The sequence below is a fragment of the Microbacterium sp. J1-1 genome (assembly GCF_024498615.1).
In the GTDB taxonomy this organism is placed as follows: Bacteria; Actinomycetota; Actinomycetes; order Actinomycetales; family Microbacteriaceae; genus Microbacterium; species Microbacterium aurugineum.
On the sequence record NZ_CP089590.1, the window covers coordinates 1,429,960 to 1,452,145 of the forward strand.

Annotated in this window: 20 protein-coding genes; 12 read left to right on the forward strand and 8 right to left on the reverse strand. The window is 69.1% G+C overall.

The features are described 5' to 3' along the window. Nucleotides 1-8: 8 nt before the first annotated feature. Complete coding sequence (locus LRQ07_RS06735) at nucleotides 9-3,689, reverse strand: multifunctional oxoglutarate decarboxylase/oxoglutarate dehydrogenase thiamine pyrophosphate-binding subunit/dihydrolipoyllysine-residue succinyltransferase subunit (RefSeq protein ID WP_232762119.1); 3,681 nt, start codon at nucleotides 3,687-3,689, stop codon at nucleotides 9-11. Nucleotides 3,690-3,849: 160 nt separating this feature from the next. Between LRQ07_RS06735 and LRQ07_RS06740 the strand changes: the two genes are divergently transcribed. The 3 genes from LRQ07_RS06740 to LRQ07_RS06750 all read left to right on the forward strand — a co-directional run bounded on the left by LRQ07_RS06740 (nucleotide 3,850) and on the right by LRQ07_RS06750 (nucleotide 7,791). After that, nucleotides 3,850-5,304 carry a GuaB1 family IMP dehydrogenase-related protein gene (locus LRQ07_RS06740; protein WP_256536211.1) on the forward strand — a complete coding sequence of 485 codons (1,455 nt, stop codon included), beginning with the start codon at nucleotides 3,850-3,852 and terminating at the stop codon, nucleotides 5,302-5,304. 112 nt (nucleotides 5,305-5,416) lie between these two features. Further along, on the forward strand, nucleotides 5,417-6,733 hold the full coding sequence (locus LRQ07_RS06745; protein WP_047524383.1) for a hemolysin family protein: 1,317 nt from the start codon (nucleotides 5,417-5,419) through the stop codon (nucleotides 6,731-6,733). Further along, nucleotides 6,730-7,791: a hemolysin family protein gene (locus LRQ07_RS06750; RefSeq protein WP_047524382.1), complete on the forward strand. Its 1,062-nt coding sequence runs from the start codon at nucleotides 6,730-6,732 to the stop codon at nucleotides 7,789-7,791. Before LRQ07_RS06745 ends, LRQ07_RS06750 begins: the two co-directional genes overlap by 4 nt. 68 nt (nucleotides 7,792-7,859) lie before the next feature. On the opposite strand, the gene LRQ07_RS06755 is transcribed toward LRQ07_RS06750, so the two are convergent. Then, a complete protein-coding gene (locus tag LRQ07_RS06755) occupies nucleotides 7,860-8,927 on the reverse strand; it encodes an NADH:flavin oxidoreductase/NADH oxidase (RefSeq protein ID WP_256536213.1) in 1,068 nt (355 codons plus the stop codon). 55 nt (nucleotides 8,928-8,982) lie between these two features. On the opposite strand from LRQ07_RS06755, the gene LRQ07_RS06760 reads away from it, so the two are divergent. The 6 genes from LRQ07_RS06760 to LRQ07_RS06785 are packed head-to-tail and all read left to right on the forward strand — an operon-like array spanning nucleotide 8,983 to nucleotide 13,723. Continuing rightward, entirely contained in the window at nucleotides 8,983-9,813 is an 831-nt protein-coding gene (locus LRQ07_RS06760) for an NAD(P)H-hydrate dehydratase (RefSeq protein WP_256536214.1), read from the forward strand. Nucleotides 9,814-9,839: 26 nt separating this feature from the next. Continuing rightward, nucleotides 9,840-11,045 carry a hypothetical protein gene (locus LRQ07_RS06765; protein ID WP_256536215.1) on the forward strand — a complete coding sequence of 402 codons (1,206 nt, stop codon included), beginning with the start codon at nucleotides 9,840-9,842 and terminating at the stop codon, nucleotides 11,043-11,045. Nucleotides 11,046-11,049: 4 nt separating this feature from the next. Next, entirely contained in the window at nucleotides 11,050-11,394 is a 345-nt protein-coding gene (locus tag LRQ07_RS06770) for an MTH1187 family thiamine-binding protein (protein ID WP_134353486.1), read from the forward strand. Then, nucleotides 11,387-11,863, forward strand: coding sequence for a GNAT family N-acetyltransferase (locus tag LRQ07_RS06775; protein ID WP_256536216.1), 477 nt, complete (start codon nucleotides 11,387-11,389; stop codon nucleotides 11,861-11,863). The genes LRQ07_RS06770 and LRQ07_RS06775 overlap by 8 nt, the downstream gene beginning before the upstream one ends. Before the next feature lie 9 nt (nucleotides 11,864-11,872). Next, entirely contained in the window at nucleotides 11,873-13,102 is a 1,230-nt protein-coding gene (locus LRQ07_RS06780) for an MFS transporter (RefSeq protein ID WP_256536217.1), read from the forward strand. 9 nt (nucleotides 13,103-13,111) lie between these two features. Continuing rightward, complete coding sequence (locus LRQ07_RS06785) at nucleotides 13,112-13,723, forward strand: NUDIX hydrolase (protein WP_256536218.1); 612 nt, start codon at nucleotides 13,112-13,114, stop codon at nucleotides 13,721-13,723. A 14-nt stretch (nucleotides 13,724-13,737) separates the two neighbouring features. Here the strand turns inward: LRQ07_RS06785 and metX are convergent, their stop codons facing one another. Together metX and LRQ07_RS06795 are read right to left on the reverse strand one after the other, a co-directional pair. Continuing rightward, nucleotides 13,738-14,943 carry a homoserine O-acetyltransferase MetX gene (gene metX / locus LRQ07_RS06790; protein WP_131492193.1) on the reverse strand — a complete coding sequence of 402 codons (1,206 nt, stop codon included), beginning with the start codon at nucleotides 14,941-14,943 and terminating at the stop codon, nucleotides 13,738-13,740. 169 nt (nucleotides 14,944-15,112) lie between these two features. Then, on the reverse strand, nucleotides 15,113-16,435 hold the full coding sequence (locus tag LRQ07_RS06795) for a bifunctional o-acetylhomoserine/o-acetylserine sulfhydrylase (protein ID WP_131492192.1): 1,323 nt from the start codon (nucleotides 16,433-16,435) through the stop codon (nucleotides 15,113-15,115). Nucleotides 16,436-16,628: 193 nt separating this feature from the next. Between LRQ07_RS06795 and LRQ07_RS06800 the strand changes: the two genes are divergently transcribed. Genes LRQ07_RS06800 through LRQ07_RS06810 form a run of 3 tightly spaced genes read left to right on the forward strand, consistent with a single transcriptional unit; the run spans nucleotide 16,629 to nucleotide 18,749 of the window. Next, on the forward strand, nucleotides 16,629-17,411 hold the full coding sequence (locus LRQ07_RS06800) for an SDR family oxidoreductase (RefSeq protein ID WP_256536219.1): 783 nt from the start codon (nucleotides 16,629-16,631) through the stop codon (nucleotides 17,409-17,411). Between the two features lie 2 nt (nucleotides 17,412-17,413). Beyond that, nucleotides 17,414-18,127, forward strand: coding sequence for a uracil-DNA glycosylase (locus LRQ07_RS06805; protein ID WP_232762108.1), 714 nt, complete (start codon nucleotides 17,414-17,416; stop codon nucleotides 18,125-18,127). A 4-nt stretch (nucleotides 18,128-18,131) separates the two neighbouring features. Continuing rightward, nucleotides 18,132-18,749, forward strand: a complete 618-nt coding sequence (locus LRQ07_RS06810; RefSeq protein ID WP_256536220.1) for a GNAT family N-acetyltransferase — start codon at nucleotides 18,132-18,134, stop codon at nucleotides 18,747-18,749. A gap of 29 nt (nucleotides 18,750-18,778) precedes the next feature. Here LRQ07_RS06810 and LRQ07_RS06815 read toward each other — a convergent pair whose 3' ends face one another. Genes LRQ07_RS06815 through LRQ07_RS06830 form a run of 4 tightly spaced genes read right to left on the reverse strand, consistent with a single transcriptional unit; the run spans nucleotide 18,779 to nucleotide 22,177 of the window. Further along, entirely contained in the window at nucleotides 18,779-19,576 is a 798-nt protein-coding gene (locus tag LRQ07_RS06815) for an ABC transporter ATP-binding protein (RefSeq protein WP_232762106.1), read from the reverse strand. Further along, on the reverse strand, nucleotides 19,573-20,364 hold the full coding sequence (locus LRQ07_RS06820) for an ATP-binding cassette domain-containing protein (protein WP_256536221.1): 792 nt from the start codon (nucleotides 20,362-20,364) through the stop codon (nucleotides 19,573-19,575). Before LRQ07_RS06820 ends, LRQ07_RS06815 begins: the two co-directional genes overlap by 4 nt. Then, complete coding sequence (locus LRQ07_RS06825) at nucleotides 20,361-21,230, reverse strand: ABC transporter permease (RefSeq protein WP_256536222.1); 870 nt, start codon at nucleotides 21,228-21,230, stop codon at nucleotides 20,361-20,363. Before LRQ07_RS06825 ends, LRQ07_RS06820 begins: the two co-directional genes overlap by 4 nt. Further along, complete coding sequence (locus tag LRQ07_RS06830; protein ID WP_256536223.1) at nucleotides 21,227-22,177, reverse strand: ABC transporter permease; 951 nt, start codon at nucleotides 22,175-22,177, stop codon at nucleotides 21,227-21,229. Before LRQ07_RS06830 ends, LRQ07_RS06825 begins: the two co-directional genes overlap by 4 nt. Between the last annotated feature and the right edge of the window lie 9 nt (nucleotides 22,178-22,186).

Consider the following 22,186-nt stretch of genomic DNA (forward strand, 5'->3'; position numbering starts at 1 on the left):
TCTGCGGATCAGTCGAGTGTGACGGCCGCGTGGATCAGTTCGGCCTGCTCGGCCGCGTGCACCTTCGACGAGCCCGTCGCCGGCGAGGCGGACGCGGGGCGCGAGACGGGACGGAACGACCGGTCTCCCGGGACGTCCGCGAAGGCGAGCGCGAGGAACGGCCAGGCACCCTGGTTCTCCGGCTCCTCCTGGACCCACACGAGCTCGGCGCCGGGGTAGGAGTCGGTGATCGCCTTGAGCTCGTCGATCGGCGTCGGGTACAGCTGCTCGAGCCGGACGAGCGCGACCTCGGGGTTCGGGTTCTTCTCGAGCTCGGCGCGCAGATCCCAGTGCACCTTGCCCGAGTGCACGAGCACGCGCTTGACGGCAGCGCGGTCGAGACCGCGGTCGTCGTCGATGACCGGTTCGAACCGACCCTGGGTGAAGGCCTCGACCGGGCTCGTCGCGCCCCGCAGGCGCAGCATCGCCTTCGGAGTGAAGACGATCAGCGGCTTGCGCGGACGGGCGTACGCCTGGCGCCGCAGGAGGTGGAAGTACGACGCGGGCGTCGACGGACGCGAGACGATCATGTTCTCCTGCGCGCACAGCTGCAGGAAACGCTCGATCCGCGCCGAGGAGTGGTCGGGGCCCTGGCCCTCGTAGCCGTGGGGGAGGAGCAGGGTCACGCTGGACTGCTGGCCCCACTTCTGCTCGGCTGCCGAGATGTACTCGTCGATGACCGACTGCGCACCGTTCACGAAGTCGCCGAACTGTGCTTCCCACAGGACGAGGGCTTCCGGCGCCTCCACCGAGTAGCCGTACTCGAACCCGAGGGCGGCGTACTCGCTCAGCAGCGAGTCGTAGACGAAGAAGCGGCCCTGGGCGTCTGACAGGTTCGACAGCGGCAGCCACTCCTGGCCGTTCGCGCGGTCATGCAGGGTCGCATGCCGCTGCACGAAGGTGCCGCGGCGCGCATCCTGGCCCGCGAGTCGCACCGGAGTGCCCTCGACGAGCAGGGAGCCGAAGGCCAACAGCTCTCCGAAGCCCCAGTCGATGCCTCCGTTGCGGCTCATGTCGAGACGCTTCTCCAGCAGTTGCTGGATCTTCGGGTGCACCGTGAAGCCGCCGGGCTTGTTCACGAACGCGTCACCGATCAGCTGGATGACCTCGGCCGGCACACCCGTCACGTCCGGAGCACCGACTGTGTCATCGACGGGCGGGGCGTCCGGGGTCACGTCCAGGGCGCCGGTCTCGGCCGCGTGCGTCTCGGCGAAGGCGATCTCCAGACGGTTCTGGAAGTCGGCCTTGGCCTCGTCGTACTCCTGCTCCGTGATGTCGCCACGACCGACGAGCGACTCCGTGTACAGGCGGCGCACCGAGCGCTTGGCCTGGATGAGGTCGGTCATGAGCGGCTGCGTCATCGAGGGGTCGTCACCCTCGTTGTGGCCGCGTCGGCGGTAGCAGACGAGGTCGATCACGACGTCGCGGTGGAAACGCTCGCGATACTCGAACGCGAGCTGGGCGACGTGGATGACGGCCTCGGGGTCATCGCCGTTCACATGGAACACCGGCGCCTGAATCGTCTTGGCCACATCGGTCGAGTAGATCGAGGTGCGACCGTCGTTCGGGGTGGTGGTGAAGCCGACCTGGTTGTTCACGACGACGTGGATCGTGCCACCCGTGCGGTAGCCGCGCAGCTGCGACATCTGCAGTGTCTCGACCACGACGCCCTGGCCCGCGAAGGCGGCGTCGCCGTGCACGAGGATCGGCAGCCACGCGAAGGTGCCGATCGGCTTGCGGTCCTGCTTGGCGCGGACGATGCCCTCCAACACCCCGTCGACCGTCTCGAGGTGCGACGGGTTGGCGGCGAGGTAGACCGGAAGCTCGGACTCGTCATCGGCGACGAAGGTGCCCTCGGTGCCGAGGTGGTACTTCACATCGCCGGAGCCGCGCTGGTTGCCGGGGGTCTGCGTGCCTTCGAACTCACGGAACACCTGACCGTACGTCTTGCCGGCGATGTTCGTGAGCACGTTGAGTCGGCCACGGTGGGCCATGCCGATGGCCGCGCCCTCGAGCCCGGCGGTGGCTGCGCCCTGGAGGATCTCGTCGAGGAGCGGGATCAGAGACTCCCCGCCCTCGAGGGAGAAGCGCTTCTGACCCACGAACTTCGTCTGCAGGAAGGTCTCGAACGCTTCGGCCTCGTTGAGCTTGCGGAGAACCCGCAGCTGCTCGTCGTGGCCGGGCTTCTGGTACTTGACCTCGACCTTCTCCTGGAACCAGCGGCGCTGCTCCGGATCCTGGATGTGCATGTACTCGATGCCGAGGGTGCGGCAGTACGAGTCGCGGAGCACACCGAGGATGTCGCGGAGCTTCGCGACGCGGCGACCGCCGAACCCTCCGGTGACGAACTCGCGGTCCAGATCCCAGAACGTGAGGCCGTGGCTCTCGATCTCGAGGTCGGGGTGCGAGCGCTGCACGTATTCGAGCGGGTCGATGTCGGCCATCAGATGACCGCGCACGCGGAACGAGTTGATCAGCTCCTGCACGCGGGACTGCTTGTCGACGCGCTCGGCGAGGTCCACCGCGATGTCGGGGTTCCAGCGGATCGGCGCGTAGGGGATGCGCAGCGCGGCGAAGATGTCGTCGTAGAAGCCGCGCTGGCCGATGAGCAGCTCGTGCACCTTCTTGAGGAACTCGCCGGAACCGGCACCCTGGATGACGCGGTGGTCGTAGGTGCTGGTGAGCGTGATGGTCTTGCCGATCGCGAGCTCGTTGAGGGTCTTCTCGCTGGCGCCCTGGAACTCAGCCGGGTACTCGAGGGCACCGGCTCCGATGATGCAGCCCTGGCCCTTCATCAGGCGAGGCACGGAGTGCACGGTACCGATACCGCCGGGGTTGGTGAGGGAGACCGTGGTGCCCTGGAAGTCGCCGGCGGTCAGCTTGTTCCCGCGGGCGCGCGTGACCAGGTCTTCATAGGCGGAGAGGTATTCGGTGAACGACATGGTGTCGGCGCGCTTGATGCTGGGCACCATGAGAGCGCGCGTGCCGTCGGGCTTGGGCAGGTCGATCGCGATGCCGAGGTTGACGTGGGCCGGGGCGACGACGGAGGGCTTGCCGTCGACCTCGGCGTAGAACACGTTCTGGCTGCGGAACTCGTCGAGCGTGCGGATGAGAGCCCAGCCGATGAGGTGGGTGAAGCTGATCTTGCCGCCACGGGTGCGTGACATGTGGTTGTTGATGACGATGCGGTTGTCGATCATCAGCTTCGCCGGCACGGTGCGCACGCTGGTCGCGGTCGGGACGGTCAGGGACTCGTCCATGTTGGCGGCCAACGTCTTCGGCAGGCCGCGCAGTGGAGTGACCTTGTCCTCTTCGACGACGTCCGTGGTGTCCTTCGCCTCGGGCTTCGGCGCGGGCTTGGGAGCCTGGGCGGGGATCGGCGCCGTCGCAGCCGGCTTGGCCGTGGTACGTGCCACCGGCTGCGAGCCGATCACGGGGATCGGGGCGGTGACGGGATGTGCCTGCGCAGCAGCCGTGCCCGTGGAAGGAGCTGAGGACGCCGCGTCGGAGTGGTACTTCTCCAGGATCGGCCACCACTCCTTGTCGACGGAGTCGCGGTCCACCTTGAACTGCTCGTAGAGCTCTTCAACGAGCCAGGAATTGGCTCCGAACCCCCCGTCGCCGTTGACGCCGGTCACCTGGTTCGACACGCTCGATCGCCCTCTTTCATCGCTGAAGCTCTCTGGTGCGGACGTCGTCGCAGGATGCGTTCGGGCCCGCACGCTCTCGACCAACAAGCCTAACGTGTTTCGCTCGGGGATTCGTCGAAGCCATGCGCCCGTGGCGAGGGGATCTGGGTACCGTGGAGACATGGAATTCTCAGGAGCGCAGCCGGCCGTCGATCTGACCTATTCGGACGTCTTCCTCGTGCCGCGCCGATCCGCGGTGAGCAGCCGCCTCCAGGTCGATCTGGCGCCCCTCGACGGCACCCCCGCGACCCTGCCGATCGTCGCCGCCAACATGAACTCCGTGACGGGTCCGCGCATCGCGGCGGTGCTCGCGCGACGCGGCGCTCTCGGTGTTCTTCCGCAGGACCTGCCGTTGCAGGATCTCGACTCCGCGATTCGCGAGGTGAAGGCGCAGCCGGTCCTCTGGGACACCCCGATCGTGCTGCCACCAGAAGCGTCCGTCGCCGACGCGCTCCGCCTGCTTCCGGCGACCAGCGGACACGGGATCGTCGTGGCCCGCGGCGACGCACCGATCGACGTGGAGCGCATCGTCGGCATCCTCCCCGCAGTCCGACTCGCCACGGCGCTGCCGGATGCGCAACTGGGCGACCTCGTCTACCGGGGTACGCCGTCGATCGATGCCGATGACATCGGTTCGGAGCGGCACGCGTTCGATGTCATCACCGACGCCGGGGTCGAGATGGTGACGGTAATCCACCACGGTCACCTCGTGGGCACTCTGAGCGCACGCAGCGCCTTGCGGTCCACGCTCTACCGGCCGGCGCTCGACGCTGACGGTCGACTGGCGGTGGCCGCGGCGGTCGGCATCAACGGCGACGTCGCCGCCAAGGCGAAGGCGCTCGCCGGAGCAGGCGTCGACGTGCTCGTCGTCGACACGGCACACGGACACCAGGAAGGCATGCTGAGGGCGCTTCGCGCGGTCGCCGATCTCGACCTGGGGCTCCCGATCGTGGCGGGGAACATCGTCACCGCCGACGGCGTCGCCGACCTGGTCGACGCGGGCGCCTCGATCCTCAAGGTCGGTGTTGGGCCCGGGGCCATGTGCACGACCCGAATGATGACGGCGGTCGGTCGACCGCAGTTCTCGGCGGTCCTCGAGACCGCGCAGGCCGCGCGGGAGCTCGGCGCACACGTCTGGGCCGACGGCGGGGTGCGGTACCCCCGCGACGTCGCTCTGGCGCTTGCCGCCGGTGCGGCCTCCGTCATGGTCGGCTCCTGGTTCGCGGGAACCATCGAGGCTCCGGGGGAGCTGCAGCACGAGGGCGACGGGCGTCTCTTCAAGGAGTCCTGGGGCATGGCGTCGACCAAGGCGGTGCAGGCGCGGTTCGGCCGGCTCGACGCGTACGAGCGTGCGCGCAAGGAACTCTTCGCCGAGGGCATCTCCTCGTCGAAGATCTACCTCGACCCCCTGCGTCCCGGCGTGGAGGACCTGCTGGACATGATCACCTCGGGCGTACGTTCGTCGTTCACCTACGCGGGAGCGTCGACCGTGTCCGAGTTCCACGACCGTGCGCTCGTCGGCCTTCAGTCGGCAGCGGGATACGAAGAGGGCAAGGCGCTGCCGGTCAGTTGGTGAGCGCGAGCGCGAGCGCGTCCTCATTCGATACAATCGTCCCCATAATGGACGACCCTCCCAGTTGTAGAACATCGCCCCACTGTCCGCCTCTCTCCTCGGAGAGGAACCTCTGATGGACTACATCATGTTGGGCGTGGGGCTCCTGCTCACGGTCGGCACCGGCCTCTTCGTCGCGAGCGAGTTCGCGCTGGTCAATCTCGACCGCGCCGACCTCGAAGCGCGTCAGGCTCGGGGGGAGTCCCGGCTCTCGCTCACGATCAGTGCCCTCAAGCACACGTCGACCCACCTTTCGGCGGCACAGCTCGGTATCACGCTGACGACGCTGCTGACCGGTTACACGATGGAACCGGCGCTGTCGAACCTCCTCCGGCCGACGCTTCTGGCCTGGCGCATTCCGGAAGCAGCCGTCTCGCCCATCGCGACCATCGTGGCGATGTTCATCGCCACCGTGCTCTCGATGATCCTCGGTGAGCTGGTGCCGAAGAACTTCGCGCTCGCTCTTCCCCTCGCCACCGCGAAGCTGGTGGTCCCTTTCCAGATCGCATTCACCACGGTCTTCAAGCCGGCCGTGGTCGTGCTCAACGGCAGCGCCAACGGCGTGCTGCGCAGCATGGGGATCGAGCCGAAAGAGGAGCTCTCCGGCGCCCGGAGTGCGGAGGAGCTCTCCTCGCTGGTCCGGCGCTCCGCCAGCGCGGGCATGCTCGAGGCCGACACGGCCACGCTCCTCGACCGCACTCTGACGTTCTCCCGACTCACCGCCGCCGATGTGATGACCGCCCGCCCGAGCATGCACGCGATCGCCGCCGGTGACTCCACCGACGATGTCATCCAGCTCGCCCGCCGCACCGGGCACAGTCGGTTCCCGGTCTACGACGACGACCTCGACGACATCATGGGCGTCGTGCATCTGAAAGCTGCCATCTCCGTGCCGCGCGAGCGCCGTGCGGAGGTGCCTGTCGGCGCGCTGGCGACCGAGCCCCTCCGTGTTCCGGAGACGGTCCACGTCGACGCCCTGATCTCCGAGCTCCGCGCACGCGGCTACCAACTGGCCGTCGTCGTCGACGAGTACGGCGGAACGGCAGGGCTCGTGACGCTCGAGGACCTCGTCGAGGAGCTGGTGGGCGAGGTCGCCGATGAGCACGACCGCACTCGGGCCGGAGTGATCCGCAACCGCGAGGGCATCACCTTCCCCGGCGAGTTGCGGCCCGATGAGCTGCGTCGTCGCGCCGGGGTCGAGGTTCCGGAGGGCGACGTCTACGACACCGTCGGCGGGTACGTCATGAGCGTGCTCGAGCGCGTGCCCTCGGTCGGTGACGAGGTTCCGCTCGACAGCGGCACGCTCCGGGTCGTGCGCATGGACGGCCGACGCGTCGATCGCGTCCGCTACGTGCCGAGTCCGCTCGGCGAGGGAGAGGGGGCCACCCGATGAACGATTGGGCAGGACTCGCCTGGCTCGTCGTGCTTCTCGTCGCGAACGCCTTCTTCGTCGGCGGCGAGTTCGCCGTGATCTCCGCGCGGCGGTCGCAGATCGAGCCCCGCGCCGATCAGGGATCGCGCGCGGCCAAGACGGCGCTGTACGCGATGGAGCATGCGACGCTGATGCTCGCGACCTCGCAGCTCGGCATCACGATCTGTTCGCTGCTCATCCTGAACGTCTCCGAGCCCGCGATCCACCACCTGCTGGCCGTGCCGCTGCATGCCCTCGGCTGGCCGGACGGCGCTGTCGACGCGGTGTCGTTCGCCATCGCGCTGCTGATCGTGTCGTTCCTTCATGTGGTGTTCGGCGAGATGGTGCCGAAGAACCTCGCGTTCTCGGTGCCGGACCGTGCCGTGCTCATCCTCGCCCCGCCCCTCGTGTGGGTGTCGAAGGTGTTCATGCCCGTGATCTGGGTGCTCAACGCGACGGCCAACGGCGTGCTGCGGCTGTTCCGCGTGGAGCCGAAGAACGAGGCGGCATCGACCTTCACCCTCGATGAGGTTGCCACCATCGTCAGCCAGTCGCGGCGCGAGGGTCTGCTCATGGACACCGCGGGAACGGTCGCGGCCGCCGTCGAGTTCACCGACAAGAAGGCGCGAGACGTGGCCGTGCCCCTGAGCGATCTGGTCACGCTTCCGCAGTCGACCACGCCGGACGACATCGAGAAGGCGGTCGCCCGCTACGGGTTCTCGCGCTACGTGATCGTCGACGACGAGTCCGTGCCGATCGGCTACGTGCACTTGAAGGACATCCTCCGGGCCTCGGAAGGCCCCGATGCCGAGGTCAAGATGATCGAGCCGGTCCCGGCGAAGCGCATCCACCACATGGTGCCCGTCCAGGAGGACACGGATCTCGAGGACGCCCTCGCGGTCATGCGCCGCGCCGGTCGTCACCTGGCGAAGGTGCGTGACGCGCGGGGGAACACCACCGCGGTGCTGTTCCTGGAGGACATCCTCGAAGAGCTCGTGGGAGAGGTGCAGGACGCGACTCGTCGTTTCCGCGGACGCTGACCCCGATCACACGCACGAAGGCCGCCGGCTCCCCGAGGAGTCGGCGGCCTTCATGTCTCCGTCCGGCCTCAGCGCCAGTGCGCGCGTTCGTACTGGGGTGGCCATGCGACCTCGGCGCCGAGTTCATGTGCGGCGCGGAGCGCGAAGTGCGGGTCGCGAAGCCACTCCCGGCCGGCGAAGACCGCATCCGCCGCGCCGTCGGCGAGCACCTGCTCGGCCTGGGCGGATGCGGTGATCAGTCCGACCGCCGACACCGGGATGCGGCCTCCGCGGCGGACGGTCTCGGCGAGAGAGACCTGGTATCCGGGGAACACCTCGATCCGCTGATGGGCCACGAGGCCGCCGCTCGAGACGTCGATCAGGTCCGCTCCGCGCTGCGTGGCCCAGTCGGCGACGGTGGACGCCTCATCGGGGGTGAAACCGCCTTCGGCGTGGTCGGTGGCCGAGATCCGCACGAAGACCGGCACCTCGGGACCCGCAGCCTCGCGCACAGCGTCCACGACGCGCAGCAGGAGCCGCGCGCGGTTCTCGAGCGAGCCGCCGTACTCGTCGTCTCGCCGGTTCGAGAGCGGGGACAGGAACTGGTGCAGCAGGTAGCCGTGCGCACCGTGGATCTCCAGCACGTCGAAGCCCGCCTCGAGAGCGCGTCGCGCGGCGTCGGCGAAGGCCTCGACCACGCGGTCGATCCCGGCGAGGTCGAGGGCGACCGGCGCGTCGAAACCGTCGAAGGCGATCGCCGACGGCGCAACTGTCGTCCAGCCTCCCTCGGCAGCCGGCACCGACCCCCGCTCACGTGCCCACGGCCACCACGTCGATGCCTTCCGTCCCGCGTGCGCGAGCTGGATCCCGGCGGACGCCCCACGGTCGTGGATAGCGCGGACGATCGGCGCCCAGGCGTCGCGCTGCTCGTCGCTCCAGAGACCCGCATCGCGCGGCGAGATACGGCCCTCGGGTACCACCGCGGTCGCCTCCGCGACGATCAGTCCGGCGCCGCCCGAAGCGAACTGCGCGAGGTGCGTGTGATGCCATTCCTGCACCAGGCCGTCGACGGCGCTGTACATGCACATCGGCGAGACCCAGAGGCGATTGCGGAACGTGACGGAACGGATGCTCAGCGGGGAGAAGAGAAGACTCACCGTTCGACGCTACCGCGACGACGCGCCTCGCGGAGCGTCGCACTAACGTGGAGTCATGGTCGAGGTGCGCGAGTGGACACGCAACGATACGTCCCGGTACTTCCGCGCGCCCGCCGCAGAGGACGACAAGTACACGCGCGGGGTGGTGGCGCTCCGCACCGGATCGGCCGCTTATCCCGGTGCTGCGGTGCTCGGTGTCGAGGCCGCGTGGCGGACCGGTGCAGGATTCGTGCGTTACGTGGGGGAGGAGCGGGCGGCCGATGCCGTGCTCGCCCGGCGCCCGGAGACGGTGGTCGGAGCGGACCCTGGTCGTTCCCGCGTGGATGCCTGGGTGATCGGATCCGGCACGGATCCGGCCCTTCGGACGGACGCGGAGAGCGTCGCGCTCCGGGAGATCCTCGCGGGGACCGTGCCGGTCGTCGTCGATGCCGGAGCGCTGGATCTCGCCCCCGGCGCCCGCGCCCCCTTCCTCATCACCCCGCACGCACGCGAGTTCGCCAGGCTCCAGGAGCGTCTGCGCCTGCAACCAGGCGGCGGACGCGCCGAAGGGGCCCGACAGGTCGCCGCGAAGATCGGCGGAACCGTGCTCCTCAAGGGCGCTCGCACGCTGGTCGCAGCCCCGGACGGGACGACGTTCGCGATCGAGGCCGGGACGGGCTGGTTGGCGACGGCGGGAACCGGAGACGTGCTCGCCGGCGTGCTCGGCGCGGTGACCGCCGCGAATCCCGATGCCCCGCTCGCAGAGATCGCCGCCGCGGGGGCCTGGGTGCACGGCCACGCGGCACGGATCGCCGCAGACGTGACCGCCGGCAGCCCGGGGCATCCGATCGTCGCGCTGGATGTCGCCGCGGCGCTGCCGCCCGCGATCGCGGACGTCCTCGCGTGAGGCGCGCGTCGAACAGCAGGGTGGTCGTGCTATGGGCCGTCTTCCTGCTCGTGCACCTGCTCACAGCGTGGCTCGGGTGGGTGTATCCGAGTCAGCCGATGGGTGATGTCGTGCTCGTGTACGAGCCCTGGGCGACGTCGGCGCTCAGCGGGGGACCGATCGTCGGAATCGACGAGACCTGGGTCTACCCGCAGCTCGCCCTCGTGCCGATGCTCATCGCCGCGGCCGTGTCGGCGCCGCTCGTGCTCCTGCTCGGCGTCTCCAATGCGTATCTGGTCGGGTGGGCGACGCTCGTGATCATCCTCGATGCCGTCGCCTTCGGTGTGCTCGTCGGCCGTTCGCCGTCGCGTGCACGTCGTGTGGCTGCCTGGTTCTGGTGTGCTGCGCTCCTTCTGCTCGGTCCCATCGCGCTCTACCGGATCGACGCGATCACGGTGCCGATCGCCGTGATCGGTGGGCTCTGGCTCGTGTCGCGGCCGACGATCGGTGCCGCCCTCCTCACGATCGGCGCCTGGATCAAGATCTGGCCCGGGGCGCTGGTCCTGGCGGCCGTCGTGGCGCTCCGCGCGAGGATGCGGGTGCTGCTCGCTGCCGCGGTCGTCACCACCGGGGTCGTCGCGACGCTGTTCCTGCTCGGCGCGGACACCGAGATCTTCGGGTTCCTGACGGAGCAGACCGGGCGGGGGCTGCAGATCGAGGCCGTGGCCGCCACGCCGTTCCTCTGGCTCGCGGTCGCCGGAGCCGCACGTATCGAGTACAGCTTCGAGATCCTCACCTTCCAGATCACGGCCCCCGGGGTCGACGCCGTCGCCGCCGCGCTCACACCCCTGATGGCGCTCTCGGTCCTCGCGGTGACGGTGGTGGGCGCGCGGAAAGCGGCGCGCGGTGCGACCTTCCCCCGGCTGTTCCCTCCGCTCGCCCTCACGCTCGTCACGCTGCTGATCGTCACCAACAAGGTCGGTTCGCCGCAGTTCCAGACCTGGCTGATCGCCCCGGTGATCCTCTGGCTCGTGCTCGATCGGGTCAGAGCGCGCGTTCCCGCCGTGATCGTCCTCGCGCTCTGCCTGCTCACCTGCCTCGTCTACCCGATCGGCTACGACGCACTCCTGCGGGCCGATGCCCTCGCCGTCGCCGTCCTCACGGTGCGCAACGTCCTTCTCCTCGTCCTGCTCATCCTGAGCATCCGTGCTCTCTCACGTGTGCCCGCCCGTCGTCCGAAACCCCAGGAGTGAACCCATGCTGATCGCCTTCTCCGTCGCCCCGAGTGGCACCCCCGCCGACGGTGCGCAGCGCACCGACGCCTCCGTGCACGACGCCGTGGCGGCAGCCGTGCGTGTCGTGCGCGAATCGGGGCTGCCGCACCGGACGACGAGCATGTTCACCGAGATCGAAGGTCCGGACTGGGACACGGTCATGGCCGTCGTCAAGCGCGCGACCGAAGCGGTGATGCCGTTCGGGTCACGGGTCTCGCTCGTGCTCAAGGCCGACATCCGTCCCGGGTACTCCGGAGAGCTCGACGCGAAGATCGAACGGTTGGAGTCGGCGATCGGGGAGGCGGCTGCCGCGGAGCCCCGTGACTGATCCGCGTCCGCTCGCATCGGTCGTTCTCCGGACGGCGCTCGCCGAGGACGCCGAGTGGATCGCCGAGCTGCGCGCCGACGTGCTCCGCGCCGACCTGGAGCGGCTGGGGCGCTACGACCCGACGCGTGTCCGACAACGCTTCCGCGATGCGTTCGAGCCGGCGTACACGCGGATCATCGTGGTGGACGCTGTGGATGTCGGGTCTGTCGCCCTCCGTCCAGACGGCGACATCACGTGGCTGGAGCACCTCTACCTCGACGCCTCGCACCACGGGAGGGGCGTCGGCACTCGGGTCCTGGCGATGATCCTCGACGACGACGGGCGGTACCGGCTCAACGTGCTCCAGGGCAGTCCGGCGCGCAGCCTCTACGAGCGTCACGGGTTCACCGTCGACTCGCAGGACGACGTGGACGTGTTCATGACGCGAGAACGAGGCGTCCCGGCGGTCGTGCACCCCGACGGCCGCTAAGCTGATCCGGTGAATCCCTCGACGCAATCGAGGGGTGCGGCGAAGTGGGCGCTCCTCTCTCTCGCCATCGGCAGTTTCGGCATCGGCATGACCGAGTTCGTGGTCATGGGCCTGCTGCCCAACATCGCCGCTGACCTGCTGCCTGCGCTCTGGGCGACCCGTCCGGAAGAAGCGCTGAGTCAGACGGGGTGGCTGATCTCGTTGTACGCGCTGGGTGTCGTCATCGGCGCCCCGACCATCGCGGGCTTCGTCGCGCGCTACCCGCGTCATCGAGTGATGATCGTGCTCGCTCTCGCGCTCACGGTGTTCAATGCCCTCACGGTGGTGCTGCCGACCTTCGAGCTCGTCGCCGCCTCGCGATTCCTCGCCGGGTTGCCGCACGGTGCGTACTTCGGCATCGGAGCCCTCGTCGCCGCCGATGTCATGGGTCCGGGAAACCGTGCCAAGGGCGTGGCCTTCATCCTCACCGGCCTCACGGTCGCCAACGTCATCGGGGTGCCGCTGGGGACCTTCCTCGGGCAGGAGTGGGGGTGGCGGGCGGCGTTCGCCGTCGTGGCGCTGGTGTTCGCGCTCGCAACGCTGTGCATCGCGCTGTTCGTCCCCGAGCATCCGGGCGATCCGGGGCGGACGATGCGTCAGGAGCTCCGGGTGTTCCGCCGGGCACAGGTGTGGTTCACACTCGGCATCGGCGCGATCGGCTTCGGCGGGTTCTTCGCGGTGTACAGCTACATCGCGCCGTTGGTGACGGACGTGGCGGGGTCACCCGAGTGGGCGGTCCCGATCGTGCTCGTGCTGATGGGGCTCGGCATGACCGCCGGAAACCTCGTGGGCGGCCACCTCGCCGACATCGATCTGCGCCGCACCCTGCTGTGGGGACTCGCGGCGATGGCGATCGTGTTCGCCCTGCTCGCCTTCCTCTCGTTCTTGATCGTGAGCCTCGGGCTGACGGTGCTCGTGGTCGGATTCGTCTCTTCGGTGCTGAGCCCGACCATCCAGACGCGTCTCATGGACGTGGCCGGTGACAACCAGTCGATCGCGGCGGCGATGAACCACTCGGCGCTCAACATCGGGAACAGCCTCGGCGCCTTCCTGGGCGGTGTCGTGATCGCCGTCGGATGGGGTTTCACCGCGCCGGCTTGGACCGGAGCAGCGCTCGCCGTTGCCGGGCTCCTGATCGCCGTGCTGTCGTACCGCATCGAAGTGCGCCGCCCCGAGGTCTCGGAACTCGTCGCGTCGTAGAGTGTCGGGATGAGTGCGCCCGAGGATTCCCTGCCCGTCGCCGGCACCGTCGTCCTGCTGCGGTCCGCGGAACCCGGGTTCGAGGTGCTGCTGCTGCGTCGACCGGATCGTGGATCCTTCCCAGGCGCCTGGGTGTTCCCGGGCGGCAAGGTCGAGCCGGAGGACCGACGTGACGGCGAAGGAGACGTCGAGGACGCGCGCCGGGCCGCGATCCGGGAGACCTTCGAGGAAGTGGGGCTGGTGGTCGACGATCTCGTCGTCCTCTCCGAATGGCAGCCGCCGATCGAGGCTCCCACCCGCATCCGCACCTGGTTCTTCCTCGCCGCGGCATCGGACGCGGTGCCGTCACCTGCTGAGGACGAGGTCGCCGAGTTGGCCTGGGCGCGGCCATTGGAAGCACTGGCGCGCCACGGGGCGGGGGAGTGGATGCTGTACCCGCCGACGTGGGTCACGCTGCACCGCCTGTCCGCGTTCTCGGATGCCGCTGCGGCACTGTCGTCCGGCGGTGCAGCGGAACTCTTCCAGACGCGTGTTCTCGATACCGAGACCGGTCGGGACTTCTCCTGGGAGCAAGGGCGCCTCGAAGCCAGTGTGCTGCCGTGGAGGTTCGTCGCAGGCTGAGGCGTTCGGGAGGCTCAGCTGTCGAGGAGCCGGCGGAGGTGGGACCCGACGGCTTCGGTCTCGATCAGGAACCCGTCGTGGCCGAAGTCGCTGGTGAGCACCACGGCCTCGTCGTCGATCACGTGCGGAATGCTGCGGGCGATGCGCTGCTGCCCGTCGACGGGGAACAGCCGATCGCTGTCGATCCCGAGGACCAGCGTGGTCGCCGTGACCGCCCGCAGAGCTTCTTCGACACCCCCGCGCTCCCGCCCGACGTCATGCGAGTTCATGGCCTCCACGAGGGTGATGTAGCTGTTGGCGTCGAAGCGGCGGGTGAACTTGTTGCCGTGGAAGTCCAGGTACGACTCGACCGCGAAGCGCCCGCCGTGCCCGAGCGGCGATACCTCCGACTGCCATGACCGTTGGAAGCGCTGGTTGAGCTCGATCGGGCTGCGGTAGTTCAGCAGAGCCATGCGCCGCGCCAGGGCGAGACCGCGGTGGGGGCCGTCGCCGTCGGACAGGTCGTAGTACTCGCCGCCCTGGAACCGCGGATCCATCCGGATGGTCTCCAGCTGCACGGTGTTCAGCGCGATCTGGTCGGCCGTCGTCACCGGCGGAGAGGAGAGGACCGCGAGACGCTGCACGCGCTCGGGGTGGGTGGCGGCCCACTCCAGGGCATGCATGCCCCCCATCGAGCCGCCGATGACCGCGGCCCACGTGTCGATTCCCAGCGCATCAGCGAGCCGCACCTGCGCCGCCACCTGATCGCGGATCGTCAGGTAGGGGAATCGCGATGCCCACTCGTAGCCGTCCGGGGCGACACTCGCCGGGCCCGTGGATCCCTGGCAGCCGCCCAGCATGTTCGGCGCGATCACGAACCAGCGATCGGTGTCGAGGGGGGCGCCGGGGCCCGTGATGTCCTCCCACCAGCCCGCGGTCGGATGGCCCGCTCCTGCGGGGCCACGCAGATGGCTGTCGCCCGTGAGCGCATGGAGGACGAGGATCGCGTTGTCGCGGGCGGCGTTCAGCTCACCCCAGGACTCGTAGGCGATCCGGATGCCGGGCAGCTCCGCACCGCTCTCCGTGGCGAAGGCTCCGAAGGCGGCGAAGCGCCTGCCGCCGACCGGGTCACCGTCACGCCAGGCCCCGGTCGCCGGGGGGCGGGCGCGGAGGAGACGGACGTCGGCCTCCGTCACGGGTGCCGACGGCACCGTGTCCTCGGAGGTCGTCTGCCAGTCCATCCCTCCATTGTCGCGTGACCCGGCGCACATCGGCGGCAGGTTACGCCCCGATCTCTCGCGCCCCCCAATTCCGGTCGACGCCCCCGCACAGCGTCGACGCCCCTCCTGAGAGACGTGATTCAGGAGGGGCGTCGACGGTCAGACGGGGTGTCGACCGGAACAGCGGGGGTCAGGCGCGGGCGGCCTCCGACACGGCGCGTGCCGCGGCGAGAGCCTGATCCAGGTCGGCCTTGAGGTCCTCGATGTTCTCGATGCCGACCGAGAGGCGCACGAGGCCCGGCGTGACACCGGCCGTGAGCTGCTGCTCGGGGGTGAGCTGTGCATGGGTGGTCGACGCCGGGTGGATGACGAGCGAGCGGACGTCGCCGATGTTGGCGAGGTGGCTGAACAGAGACAGGCTGTTCACGAACTCGCGCCCGGCCTCCACGCCGCCCTTCAGCTCGAACGACAGCACGGCACCGACACCCTTGGGAGCGTACTCGTTCGCCTTGGCGTACCAGGGCGAGGAGGGCAGCCCCGAGTAGTTGACCGTCGCGACATCGTCACGGCCGTCGAGCCACTCGGCGATCTCCTGGGCGTTCTGCACGTGACGCTCGATGCGCAGCGACAGCGTCTCGACGCCCTGGATGAGGTTCCACGCACTCTGCGGCGCGATAGCGGAGCCGAGGTCGCGCAGCAGCTGCACACGGGCCTTGATGATGTACGCGAGGGGGTCGCCGACGGCGGCGGTGTAGCTGGCGCCGTGGTACGAGGGGTCCGGGACCGTGAGGCCGGGGAACTTGTCGACGTTCTTCGACCACTCGAACGTGCCGCCGTCGATGATGACTCCGCCGATGGTCGTGCCGTGGCCGCCGAGGAACTTCGTGACCGAGTGCACGACGATGTCGGCACCGAACTCGAACGGACGGATCAGGTACGGGGTGGCGATGGTGTTGTCGACGATCAGCGGCACGCCGTTCTCGTGCGCGACGTCGGCGACGGTACGGATGTCGAGGATGTTGATCTGCGGGTTGCCGATCGTCTCTGCGAAGAACAGCTTCGTGTTCGGACGGACGGCGCGGCGCCATTCCTCGGGGTCGTCCTGGTTCTCGACGAACGTGACCTCGATGCCGAGCTTCGCGAGGGTGTACTTGAAGAGGTTGTAGGTGCCGCCGTAGATCGAGCTCGAGGCGACGAAGTGGTCTCCGGCCTGCGCGATGTTCAGGATGGCGAAGGTCGAGGCCGCCTGTCCGCTGGCGAGCACGAGCGCGCCGGTGCCGCCTTCGAGTGCGGCGAGCCGCTGCTCCAGCACGTCCTGGGTCGGGTTCTGGATGCGGGTGTAGATGTTGCCGAACTCCGCCAGGGCGAAGAGGTTGGCCGCGTGATCCGCGCTGTCGAAGACATACGAGGTGGTCTGATAGATCGGCGTGGCGCGCGCCTTCGTGACCGGGTCGGGGGCGGCGCCGGAGTGGATCTGCTTGGTCTCGAAGCGCCAGGACTCAGGTGCGGACATGTGATTCCCCCAGGAGTGGTCGGAAGGTCGGATGGCGGATGCCGTTGCTGCGAGAGTACGGAATATCGCTCGGTGTCAACAGTGAGGGAGAAATGTGACGTAACAGAGCGGTGCCCGCTGTCGCGCGAGCGAGGGATCCTCGACAGCCCGCGCGGGACTCCGCAATCCGGGGCGAACATCGTACGGTGGAGGCATGGCCAACAGACGTGCAGTGGTGACAGGTGCGAGTTCGGGGATCGGCGCGGCGACGGTCCGCGCACTCCGGTCGCGGGGATGGGATGTGGTCGGGGTCGCCAGGCGCAAGGACCGTCTGTCCGCGCTCGCCGCGGAGACCGGAGCCTCCGTGATCGCCTGCGATCTGACCGACCCGGCTGCCGTCGACGCCCTCGTCTCCACGCTCGCGGAGTCGGGCCCGGTGCACGCGCTCGTGCAGGTGGCCGGCGGTGCGCGCGGTACCGATCGCATCGAAGACGCCGCGGTCGAGGACTGGCAGTGGATGTTCGATGCGAACGTGCTCGCGACGCAGCGGCTCGTGGCGGGACTGCTCCCGCTGCTGCGCCGAGCTGCCGACGCGGACGGGCACGCGGACACGGTCTTCGTCACCTCCACGGCCGCCCAATCGGCGTATGCGGGGGGAGCCGGGTACAACGCGGCGAAGGCCGCCGAGAGCATGCTGGTCAAGGTGCTCCGCCAGGAGTTGAACGGCGAGCCGATCCGGGTGGTCGAGGTCGCGCCCGGCATGGTGCACACCGAGGAGTTCACGCTGAACCGACTGGGCGGCGACGCCGTGGCCGCAGAGGCCGTGTACGCCGGCGTCGACGCACCGCTCCTCGCGGAGGATGTCGCGGATGTCATCACCTATGCGCTGGAGGCGCCGGGGCATGTGAACCTCGACCTCGTCACGATGCGTCCGGTGGCCCAATCCGCACAGCACCTGCTCGCCCGCGGGCCGCTGCGTGTGCGCTCGATCGACTGACGATGGCGCGGACGCTGGCCGAACTCGCTGCGGACGGCCTCATCGACGCGGGCTGGGCGGAAGCACTCGCCCCGGTCCAGGAGACGATAACCGGACTCGGGGAGAGGCTCCGGGCGGAACAGGATGCCGGGCACGGGTACCTGCCTGCCGGGGAGGACGTCCTTCGGGCGTTCCGACGGCCCCTCGCGGACGTGCGCGTGCTGATCACGGGGCAGGACCCGTATCCGACGCCCGGTCACCCCATCGGCCTGTCGTTCGCGGTGGACCGTGAGGTACGGCCGCTGCCGCGCAGCCTCACGAACATCTACAAGGAGCGGGAGAGCGACCTCGGCCTACCGCCGGCGCCGCACGGTGATCTCACCGCCTGGAGCGATCAGGGCGTGCTCTTGCTCAACCGCGTCCTGACCGTCCGTCCGGGGGCGGCCGCCTCGCACCGAGGCTGGGGGTGGGAGAAGGTCACCGAACTCGCGATCAGAACCCTCGTCGCCCGGAATCAGCCTCTCGTAGCCGTGCTCTGGGGCAGGGACGCGGCGAATCTGCAGCCGATGCTCGGTGACACGCCGGTGATCGTCTCGGCCCATCCCTCCCCGCTGTCGGCGAGCCGCGGGTTCTTCGGATCCCGGCCGTTCTCGCGTGCGAATGCCCTGCTCGCGGAACAGGGGGCCGAAGCCGTGGACTGGAGGGTGGAAGGCGAAGCCGCTCCGTCTCTAAGCTGAGCGCATGCAGTTCGAACCGGGGGACCGTCGCCGTGTCCTCCCGCGCCACCTTCGCCCGCAGGCCGCGCCCGAGATCTTCTCTTACACGATCCGGCCGGCCCGCCCGGCTGACCTGCCTCACGTGCGAGAGATCTACAACCACTTCGTGAGCAATTCCGCGGTCACACTCGATGAGCGACGCAGCAGCATCCCGTACTGGCGCGAGAAGTACGCGCTGCTCACGCGGTTGGAGCTGCCCTTCCTCGTCGCCGTGTCGCCGGGCGGCGTCGTGATGGGATACGCGCTCGCCCAACCGTGGGCGGGGAAGAACGCCTACAAGTACACCGTCGAGGACTCGATCTACCTGGGCCCGGGGGCCGGCGGGAAGGGGCTCGGAGCCGCACTGCTGCGGGCACTGATCGATGCGTGTGAGCAGATCGGGCTTCGAGAGATGGTCGCCGTCATCAGTGATCGCGGCGCAGAGGCGTCGATACGGCTTCACGAGAAGCTCGGTTTCGTCGAGGCCGGGCGCATGGGGCGCGTCGGGTACAAGTTCGGCCGCGATCTCGGCACCGTGTACATGCGGCGCGTGCTCAAGCCGACGGGACGGCGGCGCGGAAGCCTCTTCGGGGCACGTCGCTGAGCAGGGCGACCGGCGGTGACGATGTGCGCTCAGACGTCCCCGGAGCGCGGGATCACCGGGATCGCCGCCAGCAGGGACTTCGTGTACTCCTGTGCGGGGTGCAGGAGGACCTCCTCCGTCGATCCCCGTTCGACGATGCGGCCGTCCTTCATCACCGCGACGCTGTCGCACAGGTTCTGCACCACACCGATGTCGTGCGACACCAGAAGGAGCGTGAGGTCCGTCGTCCGGCGAAGCTCCATCAGCAGATCCAGGATCTGCGCGCGCACCGTCACGTCGAGGGCGGAGAGGGGCTCATCACCCACGAGGATGCGAGGTCGATGCACGATCGCCCGGGCGAGCGCGATCCGCTGGCGTTGACCACCGGAGAACTCGTGCGGGTAGCGATCGCCCATCTCGGGCTCCAGGCCGACCTGTGCGAGGACCTCGCGGACCCTCGCTCGGTGATCGCCGTCGATGCCGAGCGCCCAGAGGGGTTCGCGGATGATCTGCCCGGCCGTCATGCGCGGATCGAGCGAGGCGAACGGGTCCTGGAACACCATCCCGGTCTCGCGTCGCAGCCAATGCAGAGACTTGGCGGATGCGGTGGCGTCCACGGGGCGTCCGTCGATGGTGACGATGCCGGACGACGCTCGATCGAGCCCCAGGAGGAGTCGGACCAGGGTCGATTTCCCCGACCCCGATTCGCCGATGATCCCCACGGATGAGCCCTCGGCGACCTCCAGGTCGGTCGGAAACAGCGCGGTCTGCGTTCGGGGACGCTCGAACAGGGAGCGCTTCGGGAGGCGGTGATCTCGTCCGAGTCCCCGCGCTTCGATCAGGGTCACGAGACACCGCCGTCCGGGCGCCACAGGGTCGCTGTCGCGTCCCGCAGCAGCCCCTGTGTGATCGGGGAGGAGGGGGCCGAGAGGAGAGTCGACACCGCCCCCGACTCCGCGACGCGCCCGCGCTCGAGCACGACGCCCGCGGTCGCGACCTGAGCGAGCACGGCGAGATCGTGGGTGATGAAGACGAGGGACATGCCCTCTTCGGCGACGAGGGCGAGCAGCAGCGACAGGATCTCGGCCTGGATCGTGACATCGAGTGCGGTCGTCGGTTCGTCGGCGATGAGCAGGCGCGGACGGCAGGCGAGAGCCATGGCGATCGCGACGCGCTGCCGCTGACCGCCCGAGAGCTGGTGCGGATACCGGTCGACGATCGACTCCGGATCCGGCAGACGCACGCGCGCGGCCTCGGCGATCGCGCGCTCTCGGCCCTCGCGGCGACCGACTCCCTCGTGGATGCGGATCGATTCCGCGATCTGTCGCCCGACGGTGCGGATGGGGTTCAGCGCCGTGCGGGGCTCTTGGAACACGATGCCGATGTCGTCGCCGCGCAGGCGGGCCAGCTCGCGATCGGGCATTCCGATCAGTTCTACGCCGTTCCAGCGGATACTGCCGGACGCGCTCGCACCGTCGGGGAGGAGGCCGAGCACAGCGAGAGCGGTGAGCGACTTGCCGGAACCGGACTCGCCGATCAGACCCAGGCGCGCACCGTCCGGAACCTCGAACGAGATGCCGTCGACGACGCGGCGCCCGTCGATCTCGATCACGAGGTCTTCCACGGAGAGACTCATGAGACCACCCCCGGGGTATGGACTTCGGCGGCACGGTGTCGCAGGGTCGGGTCGGTCGCCTCGCGCAGGCCGTCACCGAGGAGGTTCAGCGCGAGCACGGTGATCGTGATCGCGAGACCGGGCCAGATCACCGAGAGCGGATGCACCCCGATGTAGCGCTGGAGGTCGGCGAGCAACAACCCCCAGCTCGGCTCGACCACGGAGGCACCGAAGCCGAGGTACGACAGTCCTGCCTCGGCGAGGACGGCGACGGCCATCGACCACGAGAGCTGCACGATGAAGACCGGTGCGACGTTCGGCAGCAGGTGGCGGACCAGGCTCTGCGACGGAGTCAGCCCCGCGGCTCGACCGGCCAGCACGAAGTCGCTCTGCTGCACACGGCGCAGTTCCGGTCGCGTCACGCGGGCGATGTTCACGCCGAACCCGATCCCCACGGCCCAGATCACGACCCAGAGCGAGCCGCCCCAGACCGAGGAGATCATCATGGCGATCAGGAGGACGGGGAAGGCGATCAGGATGTCGACGAGCACCGCGACGGTCTCCCGCATCCAGCGAGCGGTGAGGGCACCGAGCGCGGCGAGGGAGACTCCCACGACCGTCGCCACGACGCCGGCGCCGACGCTCACGAACACGGTCGTGCGCGCTCCCGCCATCAGCAGGCTGAGGATGTCACGGCCGGTGTCATCGGTGCCGAGCAGGTGCGGCCATCCCGGGGGGAGCCACCGCTCTCCGATGTCCGACGCCTGAGGGTCGAACGGGGTCCACCACAGGGCGACGAGCGCCGTGCCCGCGACCACGGCCACGACGACGAGCCCGAAGCGCCCGGTCGGGGTGCTCCAGAGGCGGGCGAGCCATCGGGGAGTCATGCGGCCTCCCGTTGGCGGGGATCGATCGCGCGGTGCACGAGGTCGACCACGAAGCCCACGACCAGCACGAAGCCGGTGAGGACGAGGAGTTCGCTCTGCACCTTGATGAGGTCGCGCGTTCCGACATCGGCGACCAGCATCCGTCCGATGCCGGGGAGGGTGAAGAGCTGCTCGATCACGACCGATCCGACGATGATCCCGGCGACCTGGAGCCCGAGGACGGTGACGATCGAGAGCCCGACGGCCGGGATGCCGTGTTGGATGAGTGCTCGCGTGCGAGTGAGGCCTTTCGCGGCGGCCGTGCGTACGAAGTCCTGTCCGGCCGCTTGGAGCGTGGCGCTGCGCACGAAACGCATCAGCATCGCGCCTTCCACGATGCCGATCGTCAACGCGGGGAGCAGCAGCGACTCGATCGCCCGCCACGGTGTCGACCATCCGGTGCGCGGGAAGCCCTGCGGAGGCAACCAGCCCAGCCAGACCGAGAACACGACGATGAGCATCATGCCGGCCCAGACGACGGGGACGGCGGCCAGCGCCTGGGCGCCGACGCTGAGAGCCGTGCCTCCGCGGCGACCGCGCAGGAGTGCGGCGAGGATGCCGAACGGCACGGCGATCAGCACGGCGATCAGGAGCGACATGATGCCGAGGGGCACGGTGACCTGCGCCTTGAGCAGAAGCTCCTCACCGACCGAGGCACCGGAGAGCAGGGAGGTCCCCAGGTCGCCGCGGAAGATGCCGCCGATCCACTCGGTGTATTGGGCGACCAACGGGCGGTTCAGGCCGAGGGATTCACGCAACGCGTCGATTTCGGTGGGTGAGGCCTGGGTGCCGGCGATGAGTTGCGCGACGTCTCCCGGGAACACGCGCAGAGTGAGGAAGATGAGCACGCTCGACACGAGGAGCCCTGCGATGAGCAGGGCTCCTCGTGTGAGTGCGTATCGGATCACGGAGGGGTG

Bases quoted from the DNA above. Each gene is read 5' to 3' on its own strand.
- LRQ07_RS06770 (WP_134353486.1), top strand. From the start codon at position 11,050: ATGCTGATCGCCTTCTCCGTCGCCCCGAGTGGCACCCCCGCCGACGGT.
- metX (WP_131492193.1), bottom strand. From the start codon at position 14,943: ATGGACTGGCAGACGACCTCCGAGGACACGGTGCCGTCGGCACCCGTG.
- LRQ07_RS06740 (WP_256536211.1), top strand. From the start codon at position 3,850: ATGGAATTCTCAGGAGCGCAGCCGGCCGTCGATCTGACCTATTCGGAC.
- LRQ07_RS06760 (WP_256536214.1), top strand. From the start codon at position 8,983: ATGGTCGAGGTGCGCGAGTGGACACGCAACGATACGTCCCGGTACTTC.
- LRQ07_RS06810 (WP_256536220.1), top strand. From the start codon at position 18,132: ATGCAGTTCGAACCGGGGGACCGTCGCCGTGTCCTCCCGCGCCACCTT.
- LRQ07_RS06750 (WP_047524382.1), top strand. From the start codon at position 6,730: ATGAACGATTGGGCAGGACTCGCCTGGCTCGTCGTGCTTCTCGTCGCG.
- LRQ07_RS06785 (WP_256536218.1), top strand. From the start codon at position 13,112: ATGAGTGCGCCCGAGGATTCCCTGCCCGTCGCCGGCACCGTCGTCCTG.
- LRQ07_RS06825 (WP_256536222.1), bottom strand. From the start codon at position 21,230: ATGACTCCCCGATGGCTCGCCCGCCTCTGGAGCACCCCGACCGGGCGC.
- LRQ07_RS06805 (WP_232762108.1), top strand. From the start codon at position 17,414: ATGGCGCGGACGCTGGCCGAACTCGCTGCGGACGGCCTCATCGACGCG.
- LRQ07_RS06800 (WP_256536219.1), top strand. From the start codon at position 16,629: ATGGCCAACAGACGTGCAGTGGTGACAGGTGCGAGTTCGGGGATCGGC.
- LRQ07_RS06745 (WP_047524383.1), top strand. From the start codon at position 5,417: ATGGACTACATCATGTTGGGCGTGGGGCTCCTGCTCACGGTCGGCACC.
- LRQ07_RS06820 (WP_256536221.1), bottom strand. From the start codon at position 20,364: ATGAGTCTCTCCGTGGAAGACCTCGTGATCGAGATCGACGGGCGCCGC.
- LRQ07_RS06795 (WP_131492192.1), bottom strand. From the start codon at position 16,435: ATGTCCGCACCTGAGTCCTGGCGCTTCGAGACCAAGCAGATCCACTCC.